This window comes from Tardiphaga robiniae (genome assembly GCF_013359755.1).
Classification (GTDB): Bacteria; Pseudomonadota; Alphaproteobacteria; order Rhizobiales; family Xanthobacteraceae; genus Tardiphaga; species Tardiphaga robiniae.
This window is the reverse complement of record NZ_JABMCJ010000082.1, coordinates 114690-127186: the sequence shown is the minus strand read 5'-3', so window position 1 is coordinate 127186 and position 12497 is coordinate 114690. Positions and strand designations below refer to the sequence as shown.

The window sequence follows — 12497 nt, the reverse complement described above, 5'->3', positions numbered from 1 at the left end:
GCTGATTTGAATCAAGCGCGCCGGGCTTCAGTGGTCACTCGTTAACGGTGGTATCCGGGCGCCATGTCAGCAGCCGGTTCTCGATCATGGTCAGGATCCATTCGGCCAGCAGCGCCACGATCGCGATAACGATCATCGCGGCGAACACGCCGTTGGAATCGAACGAGCCCTGTGCGGTCGCGATCAGCAGTCCCATGCCTTCGCGGGCACCCAAAAACTCTCCGACGATGGCGCCGACCAGCGCGAAGCCGAACGAGACATGCAGGCTGGCGAGAATCCAGGACAGCGCCGAGGGCAGCACCACGGCGCGGGTCATTTGCCAGTTGCTGGCGCCGAGGATGCGCGCATTGGCGATCAGGTTCTTGTCGGCCTCGCGCACGCCCTGGAAGGCGTTGGCGAATACCACGAAGAACACCATCACGACGGCGAGTGCGATCTTCGATGCCGCACCGAGGCCGAGGGCCACGATGAAGATCGAGCCGAGCACGACGCGCGGGATCGAATTCGCGACCTTGATGTAGATCGAGAACACGTCCGACAGGAGCTGGTTACGGCCCAGCGCGATGCCGCACAGGATGCCCATGGCGGAGCCGATCAGGAAGCCGGCGCCGGCCTCGTAGATCGTCACCCAGATCTGCTTCCACAGCGGGCCGATCGAGGTGCCGTTTTCGGTCCAGTCGATCAGCTTGGTGACGATGCCCGAAGGCTGGCCAAAGAAGAACGGATCGATCACGCCAAGGCGGACGCCGAATTCCCAGCCACCGATCAGGAATACGAGAACGGCAAGCCGCAGTACCAGCACGAGGCGCTGATGGCGGCGCAGGCGCTGGACGGCGGTCTCGATACGGCCGTCGGCGGCGAGGGGGGCGGTCACTGTTGTCTCGGTCATTCTAGTGTCCTGCCCGTGCGCGCAATACTTCCTCGCGCAGGTCGTCAGAGATCTTTCGCGCAATGGCGATGAAACGTTCGTCATAGCGCAGCGTCGCGACATCGCGTGGACGCGGCAGGTCGATGGTGTGGACGGACTTTACGCGCGCCGGTCGTGTGGTCAGCACGGCGACGCGATCGGCGAGCAGGATCGCCTCGTCGAGATCATGCGTTACGAACAGCACCGCCGATTTCGCCTGCGCCCAGAGCTGCAGCAATTCCTCCTGCATCAGTTCGCGGGTCTGCACGTCGAGCGCGGAGAATGGCTCGTCCATCAAGAGGACCTGCGGATTGTTGATGAAGGTCTGCGCCAGCGCCACGCGCTTGCGCATGCCGCCGGAGAGCTGATGCGGATGATGATGCTCGAAGCCTTTCAGGCCGACGCGAATGATCCAGTCGCGCGCGGTAGCCTCCGCCTTGTCTTTCGGGACACCGCGAAATAGCGGTCCGGCCATGACATTGCCGAGCACGTCGCGCCACGGAAACACTGCATCCTGCTGGAACACGAAGCCAACGCGCCGATCAACACCGGTCACCGGCGCATCGAACAATGTGACCTCGCCGCCTTGCGGGCGGGCGAGCCCGGCGATCAGTCCGAGCGTCGTCGACTTGCCGCAGCCGGTCGGGCCCACCACGGCCATGAATTCACCGGGTGCAATGCTGAGGTCGAAATCCTCAAGCGCGGAGAGAACGTCACCCGAAGGCGTGACGAAGCGGCGCGCGACGTTCTTCAGCGCGACGGCGGAGGGTGCGGGAGCATTCATGATTGCATTTGCTTTATTATCAGAGTCGTTGTTGAAGTCCGCGGGTAAAGCGCGCTCGTTCTGCTCCCTCCCCCCTTGCGCGGGAGGGTCGGGGAGGGGGGTCCACAAGTGACGTCCCTTGTGGCTACCCCCACCCCCGGCCCCTCCCCGCAAGGGGGAGGGGAGAAGGGCCTCAGTTCGTCGCGTTGGCTTTGACCACGAAATCCGTGGTGTAGGTCTTGGCCAGGTCGATGGTCTTGCCCTTGAGGTTGGGCGAGAAGCTGTTCAGCACACTCAGCACCGACTCCGGTGCACCAGCAGGCATCATGCCGTCGACCGAATATTGCGGCTTGCCTTCGCGCAGACCCTGCACATAGAGATCGAGTTCGCCGGCATAATAGTCCTTCGGCATTTGAGCTGCGATCTCTTCGGGCGAGTGGGTATTCATCCACTTCAGCGTCTTCACGAAGGCATTGACGACCTTCTGTGCCGTCTCCTTGTTCGCCTCCATCCAGGCGCGGTCCATATAGAGACACGCGGCCGGATAATCGCCGCCGAGTGCAGCGCGGGTGCTTTCCGGTGTGCGCAGATCGATGCCGACTTTGGCCGTGCCGTTTTTCACAGCGCGCGCCACCGTCGGCTCCGTGGTCATGCCGGAAACGATCTTGCCCTGCTGCATGGAAGCGAGGAACGTATCGCCTGCGCCGACCGGCACCAGTGTGTAGTCCTGCATCTTCAGTCCCGCCTTGGCGGCGAGCGCGCGGGTCAGGAAGTCGGTGGCAGAGCCGAGGCCGGTGACGCCGAGCGCCTGGCCCTTCCAGTTGGCGGGATCCTTCAGCTTGTCGACGTCGGCGGCTTTCACCAGCACGACTTCGCCAGGCGCGACGGCGAATTGCACCACCGAGGTGATGAACTTGCCCTTGGACTGCAAGTCGATGGTGTGATCGTAGAAACCGACCACGCCTTGCACTTCGCGCGCGAGCAGGGCGGTCGCCGCCTGTGAGCCGGAGGTGGAGTTGAACAGTTCGACGTCGAGCCCCTGTTCCTTGAAGAATCCGAGCTGCGCCGCGAGTTTCGCCGGCAGATAGATCTGCTTGTCGATACCGCCAACCATGATCTTGATCGGGGTTTGCGCCGCAGCAGGGGCTGCAAGTGCAGCGGCGAGTGATACAGCCGCAATGGCTGCGGCAAAGAATTTGCGCATAGGCGTTTCCTGACTTCTGAATTTGGCGCTGGTCTACTGCGCGGGCGGTCATCCCGGTCCACGCGCAAGCGCTCGCAACGGGGGCATCAGGCCCCGGCCTGCGTCAAACTGTCAATCGGCTATTGGCAGGTCACAACAGCAAAAAGCGCCCGCTCGGGAGAGCGGACGCCATAGGTGAGAAAGCTTTATGGGATTAGGGCTCTACAGCACGCCAAATACGATAGCGCCGACGAAGGCGATTGCCGCATAGGCGGCCACAACGCTCAGTTGGCCGAACATAGTCATGGGAACCCTCCCTTTGACGTTGTCGCGCGGAGTAACGCGAAAGCTGGCAGTCCGTTCCCGCAGAAAAGAGAAGGAAGTCGACCAACTGCTGCCGTAGCGGTACGAGCGTCGGCAACATGGTAAATCAAACGTGAATTCAATGCGTTGAAGAGTCTTTAAAACATTTCGACCACCTTGCGCGAATGACGCGCAGAGTTCGTTTGTATCTCGTCGGCTCCGTCGTCCTTGTTTCGCTTGCGGGTTGCGGACGCGGTCTGTTTCAGACCCAGGAACGTGAACCATGGCGTGCCGAGGCAGAAGTCGCATGTCTCAAATCCGGCACGGTGAAAGAGGGCGCTGATCTCGTTCGGATCAACCCGATTTCCGGGCCCGGCGTCTGCGGCGCAGAATTTCCCTTGAAGGTCGCAGCTCTTGGCGAGGCCAGCAGCAGCTATGGTTTTGCCGATGAAACCTTGCGGCCGCCTGGCGGCATCAGCGGTGCAAGCCAGCCACGTTGGCCGGTGCAGCAGCAGCCACAGACCATGGCGCGTCCCGCCAGCAGCTATCCGAATTCCTATCCGCAAGCTGCCGCGCCGCAGCAGCCATCTTATGGCGGTTCCTCTTACGGCGGCGCACCCAATAACGGACCGATCTCGCTAAACGCGCCGGGCGTGCCGCCGGACAATGAAGACGAAATCGAATTGCCGCCGGAAGGTTCGCCGCAGACGATGCGCGCGCCGCAGCAAGAGCAGCCGCGCGCGCCTTACGGCCGCTATAGTTCAGGTGTGCAGCAGAGCCAGCCGCCGCAGGACTATGCCCCACAGCGTCTTGGACCGGGACAGGGCAATGTCACGGGCTCGGTCGGCCCCGTCGTCGTGAAACCGACGGCGACGCTGGCCTGTCCGATCGTCTCGGCACTCGACAAGTGGCTCGCGGAGTCCGTGCAGCCGGCAGCGATGCGCTGGTTCGGCGTCCGCGTCGCCGAGATCAAGCAGATCTCCGCTTATTCGTGCCGCGGCATGAACGGCAATTCGCGCGCGCATATTTCCGAGCATGCGTTCGGCAATGCGCTCGATATCTCCGCCTTCGTCCTCGCCGATGGTCGCAGTGTCTCGGTGAAGGCAGGCTGGAAGGGCATGCCGGAAGAGCAGGGCTTCCTGCGCGACATCCAGGGCGGCGCGTGCCAAGTCTTCAACACCGTGCTGGCGCCGGGCTCCAACGTCTATCACTACGATCACATTCACGTGGATCTGATGCGCCGGCCCAAGCGCCCGGTGATCTGCCAGCCGGCGGCCGTGTCGGGCGAGGAGATTGCCGCACGCGCGCAAAGTCGCAATCCCTATGCCGGTCGCAACAACAATGACTACGGCGGCGTGACCGGCTCGATCGGGCGCACGGCCAAGAAGTCGACGCGCAAATCGCCTGACGACGAGGACTTCTACGAGAACGAATAGGCCGGCTCGTCAGATGCGGTAGGCCGCGAGGAACATCCGCACCGCACTGTCGACGACCTTGTCGATCTCCCCGCGCGTCGGTGTCGGCTTGGCCTGGAAGATGAAGGGCTGAAACAGCGTCGCCTGGCAGGACATCATGAATTGCGCGGCGGCCAGTTCGGTATCCTTGATTTCCAGTTCCTTCGCAGCGACGCGGGCATCGAGATAGGTCGCGACCTGCCGGATCGCGTGTGCCAACACCGCTTCATAAAAGCGTTTGCCGACATCGGGCATGCGTTCCGCAATCGCCATCACGGTGCGGATCGCCGAGCCGCCGCCGGGCCGGCACAGCAACTGAATATAGGCGCGGCCGAACTCGCCGAGCGTGGTCACCGCATCGCGTTCCGGGTCAAGGTTGAAGACGGCCTTGCCCTGTTCGAGCTTCTCCTGCTCGACGATCGACTCGAACAGCGCGCTCTTGTCGGTGAAATAGACATAAAGCGTGCCCTTGGAGACGCCGGCGGCACGCGCGATCTCGCCCATGCTGGCGCCGTCGAAGCCCAGATCCAGGAAGACTTTTCGCGCGCCGTCGAGAATTTGGCGGCGCTTGGCGCTGTCTTCCTCGCCTATGGGCGAGAGGGGGGCAGGGTGGGAGGCAACCATTCGTTCAGCCTGTTCGATGAATCAGCGGGATATCGCCCGCGATGAAACCGGAATAACGCGAAATCGTGATGAACTGGCCAAACTCTATCTTGACCGAACCGTTCGGTCAATTTACATATTGCCGCAGCAAGCGGGACCCGGCATGTCCGATGGTGTCCGCATTCTCACGTTTGAGGAGGCCGGAATGGCCGGACCACGCGACCAGGCTGCCCGTATCATTCGCCCCGAAGGCGAGACTGACAGCGCGCCGGTGCGCGTCGTGTCGCCCGCAGCGGATGAACCCGCAGCCCGCGGTCCTGCGGATGCGCCCGCACCTGAACAGCCCTCTACAGCAGCACGGGCCGCGACCGCGCAGACCTCTGCGCCAAAATCCGGCAAGAAGAAAAAAGTGCTGCTCGGTGTCGGCGCGCTGCTCGCCGTCGCAGGCGTCTATTATGGCGTGAACTATTATCTGGTCGGCCGCTTCATCGTCTCGACCGACGACGCCTATGTCCGCGCCAGCAACACCACGCTGGGTGCGCGCGTATCGGGCCACATTGCGCAGATCCTGCCGGGCGACAACGTCGCGGTGAAGGCCGGCGAGGTGATCTTCAGGATCGATGACGGCGACTATCGCATCGCCGTCGATGCCGCCAAGCGCAAGATCGACACCCAGAAGGCCACCATCGAACGGATCGGCCGTCAGGTCGGCGCGCAGGAAAGCGCCGTCGAGCAGGCGCAGGCCCAACTCGCATCGGCCGATGCGGCTGCCAATCGCGCCTCGCTTGAATTCGACCGTCAGGAAACGCTGAGCAAGCAGGGTTTTGCCTCGCGCTCGGTCTACGAGACCTCGCAGTCGAACCGTGATCAGACCTCGGCTGCCGTCAAGGCCGCGAAGGCATCCGTCGACTCCGCCAAAAGCAGCGTCGAAGTGACAAAGGCGCAGCAGAACGAAGCGCGTGCGCAGCTCGCCGAATTGCAGAGCGCGCTGGACAAGGCCGTGCGTGATCTCGACTTCACCACCGTGAAGTCGCCGGTGGATGGCATCTTTTCGAACCGCCTCGTGTCGACCGGCGATTTCATCAGCGCCGGCCAGCGTCTCGGCAATGTCGTGCCGCTCAACGACGTCTATATCGATGCCAATTTCAAGGAGACGCAGCTGCGCCGCCTGAAGCCGGGTCAGCCGGTCTCGATCGAGCTCGATGCCGATAGCAGCCGCGCCATCGAAGGCACGGTGGAAAGCCTCGCGCCAGCCGCAGGCTCGGTGTTCACGCTGCTGCCACCGGATAACGCCACCGGCAACTTCACCAAGATCGTGCAGCGCGTGCCTGTACGTCTCAGGGTGCCGGCTGACGTCGCCAAGGAAAACCTGCTGCGCGCCGGCATGTCGGTCTATGTCCGCGTCAATACCAAGCCGGGTGCAGAGCCCGCGCGCTAAGTCAGGGCAAGCAGATGTCCACGACAACCACCGTGTCAGGCGCACCGCCGGCCGCTCCGGCTGCGGACTATGTCGCGCCGAAACGCCTGATCGCGTTTCTGATCATGGTGTTCGGCATGTTCATGTCGATCCTGGACATCCAGATCGTCTCGGCCTCGCTGTCTGAAATCCAGGCCGGATTGTCCGCGTCGTCCAGCGAAGTCTCCTGGGTGCAGACGGCCTATCTGATCGCGGAAGTGATCGCGATCCCGCTGTCCGGTTTCCTCTCGCGCGCGCTCGGCACACGCTTGTTGTTCGCCATCTCCGCCGCCGGATTCACCTTCGCCAGCCTGATGTGCGGTTTCACCTCGTCGATCGAGCAGATGATCCTGTGGCGTGCGATCCAGGGTTTCCTCGGCGCCGGCATGATCCCGACGGTGTTCGCCTCGGCCTATACGGTGTTTCCGCGCTCCAAATTCCACATCGTCGGCCCGATCATCGGTCTCGTCGCGACGCTGGCGCCGACCATCGGCCCGACGGTGGGCGGCTACATCACCGATGCGCTGTCATGGCACTGGCTATTCTTCATCAATGTGGTCCCCGGCATCGGCATTACCATCGGCGTGCTCGCGTTGGTGGATTTCGACGAGCCGCATTTCGAACTGCTCGATCATTTCGACTGGTGGGGCCTCGGCTTCATGGCGGGTTTCCTCGGTTCGCTGGAATATGTGCTGGAAGAGGGGCCGCGTAACGACTGGTTCCAGGACACGTCGATTGCGATCTTCGCGGTGATCTGCTTGTTCTCGGCCATCGCCTTCTTCTGGCGCGTGCTGACGGCGAAGGAACCCATCGTCGACATCCGCGCCTTCACCGATCGCAATTTCGCGCTGGGCTGTCTGTTCTCGTTTTGCGTCGGCATCGGCCTCTACGGCCTGACCTATCTCTATCCACGTTATCTCGCGGAGATCCGCGGCTACAGCGCGCTGATGATCGGCGAGACCATGTTCGTCTCGGGTGTGGCGATGTTCCTGACGGCGCCGCTGGTGGCGCGTCTGATGCAGAAGATCGACATGCGCTATCTCATCATGACGGGATTGGTGCTGTTCGCTGCCGGCACCTGGCAGATGACATGGGTGACGCGCGATTTCGATTTCTACGAATTGCTGCTGCCGCAAATCCTGCGCGGCATCGGCATGATGATGGCCATGGTGCCGATCAATAATATCGCGCTCGGCACGCTGGCGCCGCAGATGCTGAAGAACGCCTCCGGCCTGTTCAACCTGACGCGCAATCTTGGCGGCGCACTCGGCCTCGCGCTGATCAACACCGTGCTCGATCACCGCACCGACTTCCACATCACCCGGCTGCACGACAAGGTCACCTGGGGCAATGCGCAGGCGGTCGAGATGCTCAACATGTTCACCCAGAAGTTCCAGGGTATGGGGGACGCGTCGCGCATGGCGATGAAGCAGCTGTCGCAGATCGTGCATCGTCAGGCCGTCGTGATGAGCTTTGGCGATGCGTTCTTCGCGCTGTCGGTGTTCTATGTCGGTCTCAGCCTCATGGTGATGCTGCTGAACAAGCCCAGCAATCCCGCCAATGCCGGCGGCGGGCACTAGAGCGTTTTCGAGCGAAGTGGATGCCGGTTCGCGTCAAGAAAACGCGTCAAAACAAAAAGCTAGAGCGGCTGGAGCGGTTCTATCGCCAATCAGCGATTGAAGCTGGCCATCATGTTGCCAAAAGTCGGCGGCACATCTATAAAACTACCTTCCATTGCTCGAACCCGAGGGAGAGTCTGCATGAAGTCGATTGATCTGCTCTCCGGAATTCTCGGTTCGGTGCACGCATGCGGGTTTATGCGGGCTCGTTGAGCCCCGGTTCCGCCTCTGCCGGTCGGGCCTGATGTCCCGACCATCCTGATCTTTCCCGTTTCTGTACTTTTAGGACGCTCGCGCTCGGCCCCGCCGTTGCGCGTCAAACCATGGAGCCGGTCTGCGCAGGGGCGCTGCCGGATGAAGTCATGACTCTGAAATCGAAGGACCGCGCCGCCGCTATCCGCGTGGTGATCCCTTTCGTGATCCGGCATTGGTTCCGGCAGCCCGGACGCGCGGCCACAGTTGCTGTCGGTCTGCTGGGCGCAACGGTGGCCGATCTGTTTATGCCGCTGTTCTCCGGGCAACTGGTCGATGCCGTCACCAAAGGCGGCGCCGATCCGGCAGCCCGGCAGGCGGCATTCACAGCCTTTGGCGCCATCGTGGCGCTTGGCGCGACGTCGATGCTGCTGCGGCTGCTCGGCATCCACGCCATCGTTCCGTTCACGCTGCGCATCATGTCGGATCTGTCGCGCGAGGCTTTCGCGCGCGTGCAGCGTTTCTCGACCGACTGGCACGCCAACAGCTTCGCGGGCTCCACGGTGCGCAAGGTCACGCGCGGCATGTGGGCAGTCGATCTGCTCAATGACACGCTGTTGATGGCGCTGCTGCCGTCGCTGGTGGTGTTGCTTGGCTCGATGCTGCTGCTCGGCTGGCACTGGCCGGCGCTGGGCGGTGTGATCGCTGTCGGTACGGTGGCCTATATCGCCATGACCGTGTGGTTCTCCACGCGTTACATCGCGCCGGCTGCGCGCGTGTCGAATGCATGGGACACCAAGGTCGGCGGTACATTGGCGGATGCCCTGACCTGTAACGCCGTGGTGAAATCCTTCGGCGCGGAAAGCCATGAGGACGGTCGGCTGGGGCAGGTCGTCGGCCGCTGGCGCGTGCGCGTGGCACGGACATGGTATCGCTACAACACCACGAGCACGGTGCAGCTCGCAGTGCTGCTCTGCGTGCGCACGGCGGTGATCGGCGGCGCCTTGTGGCTGTGGCTGGACGGACAGGCCACGGCGGGCGATGTCACCTATGTGCTGACGAGCTACGTTGTGATCCACGGCTATCTGCGCGATGTCGGCATGCACATCAACAACCTGCAGCGTTCGGTGAACGACATGGAGGAGCTTGTCGCGATTCATGATGTCGCGCTCGGCATCGCCGATGCGCCGGATGCGCAGCCCATTGCGATCACCGGCGGGCGCATCCTGTTCGACGACGTGACGTTCCACTATGGCGGTCATGCCACGCCGCTCTATGACGGGCTGTCGGTCGACATCCGCGCCGGCGAACGCGTCGGTCTGGTTGGGCGTTCAGGCTCCGGCAAGACGACCTTCGTGAAGCTGATCCAGCGGCTCTACGATGTCTCGAGTGGTCGCATCATGATCGATGGTCAGAACATCGCGGAGGTCACGCAGGAGTCGCTGCGCAGCCGGATTGCGATCGTGCAGCAGGATCCGATCCTGTTTCACCGCTCGCTGGCCGACAACATCGCCTATGGCCGGCCCGGCGCCAGCATGGCGGCGATTGAACAGGCGGCACGGCTGGCGAATGCGCATGACTTCATCACCCGGCTGCCGAAAGGCTACGGCACGCTGGTCGGTGAGCGTGGTGTGAAACTGTCGGGCGGCGAGCGGCAGCGTGTCGCGCTGGCGCGTGCGTTTCTCGCGGATGCGCCAGTACTTATTCTGGACGAGGCGACATCGAGCCTCGATTCAGAGTCGGAGGCGTTGATCCAGGAGGCGATGGAGCGGCTGATGAAAGGCCGCACCTCGATCGTGATCGCGCATCGCCTGTCGACGGTGCGCAGCCTCGATCGCATTCTGGTGTTCGATCACGGGCATATCGCGGAAGAGGGCACCCATGCCACGCTCACGGCGCGACCGGGTGGCATCTATCGCGGTCTGTTCGAGCGTCAGGTGCTCGATCTCGATCGCACCGCCGCCGCGGAATGATATCAGGAAGGAACGGGGGCCGCCGTTGGCCCTCGTTCGCATTTCGGCGCATGTCGTGAATGCGTTCGTCCCCCGTGGGCGAGCCGATCGTGGCGACACCCGCACGGTGACGCCCGTCGTCGCAAAATCGGATGTCGTTGACAGTTCCTGCTTTGCGCAACACTCTGTCGATCCTGCGACCAGTATAGACCGTATTGGGGGTCGACGATGGATTGCTCGCCGGACATTCAGACATGGTCGACTGCTCTCGTCGAGCCGGAACGACGGCTGGATTACTGGATTTCCGCGGTCTGCGAAGGCTTTCTGGAGATGGATATCGCCAGCCTCGCGCCCGCGAGCTTTGCGTCCGAACTACAACGCGGGCAGCTCGATGTGATTGGGGTCAATCAAGTTCGAGGCGATCCCCAGCATGTCTATCGCACCAGACGCGCCATCGCGCGCGGCCAGTCCAATTTTTACTATCTGCTTTGCAAGACCGACCGGAACTGGTCGGCCATGCAATGCGAGAGAACGGCGATGTTGCGCCCCCATGATCTTCTCCTGGTGGATTCGCGGCGCCCCTATGAATTTCATTTTCCGGTGACGTCGGACACGATTTCGCTGGAGCTGCCGATGGGATGGGTCGAGCGCTGGCTTACCGCGCCCGAGCAGCATCTTGGCCGGGTGATTGATGGACAGTCTGGCTGGGGACTGGCACTGAGCGGCTTCGTCCGGCAATGGTCACCGGAGCTGGCCGTTCGCAGTCCGCTGCCGGCGCCTCTCCTCGTCGATCAATTGGGAGCCCTGCTGGCTCTGACACTGGAAGGCGATGTGACGCAGTCGCCGGCGGAGACCTCCGGCACGGCCGCGCTAATTGATCGGATTCGTCGCGCTCTGCGCGAACGCTATGCCGAGCCCGGCCTCACTGCAGCGTCGATTGCCGCGCAACTGCAAATCTCGGAGCGCACGCTGCATCGCGGTCTCGCCAGCGCGTCCGTGACCTTTAGCGGGCTGCTCGCCGATTGCCGCATGTCGATGGCCCGCAAGATGCTGGCCGAGCCGCGCTTCGACCGTGTGAGTATCGGTGGCATCGGCCAGAAGGTCGGCCTGACGGATCCATCACACTTTATCCGCCAGTGCCGCAAATATCTGGGTGTGACACCTGGCGAGTTCAGGCGCCGACGATAGCCTGTGACGCAAATCGTCGATTGGGCTGGCACTATCCGGCCATCTGCCCGGCATGTCAGTGATTATGAATGTCCGGGAAACATCGGGAGGATTGCATGGCAGATCTATACGTCCTGGTTCACGGCGCCTGGCACACGGGACAGGAGATGGACGCGGTCGCCGGTCATCTGCGTGCGAGCGGGCATGTGGTTCATTGCCCGACGGTCGCTGGCAACAACGCAAATGACGACCGCAGCAGTGTTGGACTGACGCAAGCCATCGCTTCGATCGCGGATTATATCGAGAAAGAAAATCTGCGGGACATACGCCTTGTCGGACACAGCTATGGCGGCATGGTGATTTCGGGCGTCGCGGACCGTATGGCAGAACGCATCAAGCGGCTGGTCTATGTCAACGCCTTCGTTCCGCTGGACGGACAGTCGCTCAACGACATGGTGCCGCCGCATTACCTTGGCCTGTTCGATTCCATCGCTGCCGCCAACAACAACGCGGTGATGCTGCCGTTCGAAATCTGGCGCGACGCTTTCATCAACGATGCCGATTTCGGACTGGCGAAGTCAGCCTATGAGCAACTCAATCCGCATCCCTACAAGACATTCACCGACAAGATTTCGCTGAGCAAGCCTCTCGCCGAACTTGCGGTCGGGAAATCCTACGTGAATTGTCAGCAGGACATTGCGCTGCCACACAGCCTGCCATGGCATCCCCGACTATCCGAACGTCTTGGTCTGTTTCGGCTGGTCGAATGTCCGGGTAGCCATGAAATGTTCTTCAGCAATCCTGCACGCCTCGCAGAGGCGATCATTCAGGCAGGACGGGACTGAAGCAGATTTCGGTGCGGTCATCGGCGCCAAAACTGGCGAAGGACCCGGCGTTT

At 62.4% G+C, this 12497-nt stretch carries 10 protein-coding genes; 6 read left to right on the top strand and 4 right to left on the bottom strand.

Annotated features, from left to right (window positions below; genetic code table 11):
* Positions 1-34: 34 nt before the first annotated feature.
* The 3 genes from HP556_RS12440 to HP556_RS12430 all read right to left on the bottom strand — a co-directional run bounded on the left by HP556_RS12440 (position 35) and on the right by HP556_RS12430 (position 2874).
* Entirely contained in the window at positions 35-889 is an 855-nt protein-coding gene (locus HP556_RS12440; protein WP_175367196.1) for an ABC transporter permease, read from the bottom strand.
* 1 nt (position 890) lies between these two features.
* Positions 891-1691 (bottom strand): ABC transporter ATP-binding protein, encoded by an 801-nt coding sequence (locus tag HP556_RS12435; RefSeq protein ID WP_093760554.1) that lies wholly within the window; start codon positions 1689-1691, stop codon positions 891-893.
* Between the two features lie 172 nt (positions 1692-1863).
* The gene (locus HP556_RS12430; RefSeq protein WP_175367195.1) at positions 1864-2874 is read right to left on the bottom strand and encodes an ABC transporter substrate-binding protein; all 1011 of its coding nucleotides are present in this window, start codon (positions 2872-2874) and stop codon (positions 1864-1866) included.
* A gap of 467 nt (positions 2875-3341) precedes the next feature.
* Here HP556_RS12430 and HP556_RS12425 point away from each other — a divergent pair, with 467 nt between their 5' ends.
* Positions 3342-4592: an extensin-like domain-containing protein gene (locus tag HP556_RS12425; RefSeq protein ID WP_175367194.1), complete on the top strand. Its 1251-nt coding sequence runs from the start codon at positions 3342-3344 to the stop codon at positions 4590-4592.
* Positions 4593-4601: 9 nt separating this feature from the next.
* Here HP556_RS12425 and HP556_RS12420 read toward each other — a convergent pair whose 3' ends face one another.
* Positions 4602-5234, bottom strand: a complete 633-nt coding sequence (locus HP556_RS12420) for a TetR/AcrR family transcriptional regulator (RefSeq protein ID WP_175367193.1) — start codon at positions 5232-5234, stop codon at positions 4602-4604.
* Positions 5235-5418: 184 nt separating this feature from the next.
* Here HP556_RS12420 and HP556_RS12415 point away from each other — a divergent pair, with 184 nt between their 5' ends.
* The 5 genes from HP556_RS12415 to HP556_RS12395 all read left to right on the top strand — a co-directional run bounded on the left by HP556_RS12415 (position 5419) and on the right by HP556_RS12395 (position 12444).
* Positions 5419-6651 carry an HlyD family secretion protein gene (locus HP556_RS12415; protein WP_175367192.1) on the top strand — a complete coding sequence of 411 codons (1233 nt, stop codon included), beginning with the start codon at positions 5419-5421 and terminating at the stop codon, positions 6649-6651.
* Positions 6652-6665: 14 nt separating this feature from the next.
* Complete coding sequence (locus HP556_RS12410) at positions 6666-8249, top strand: DHA2 family efflux MFS transporter permease subunit (protein WP_120289032.1); 1584 nt, start codon at positions 6666-6668, stop codon at positions 8247-8249.
* A gap of 401 nt (positions 8250-8650) precedes the next feature.
* On the top strand, positions 8651-10453 hold the full coding sequence (locus HP556_RS12405; protein WP_175367191.1) for an ABC transporter ATP-binding protein: 1803 nt from the start codon (positions 8651-8653) through the stop codon (positions 10451-10453).
* A gap of 207 nt (positions 10454-10660) precedes the next feature.
* Positions 10661-11620: an AraC-like ligand-binding domain-containing protein gene (locus tag HP556_RS12400; protein WP_175367190.1), complete on the top strand. Its 960-nt coding sequence runs from the start codon at positions 10661-10663 to the stop codon at positions 11618-11620.
* A gap of 95 nt (positions 11621-11715) precedes the next feature.
* Positions 11716-12444, top strand: coding sequence for an alpha/beta hydrolase (locus tag HP556_RS12395; protein ID WP_175367189.1), 729 nt, complete (start codon positions 11716-11718; stop codon positions 12442-12444).
* Positions 12445-12497: the final 53 nt, after the last annotated feature.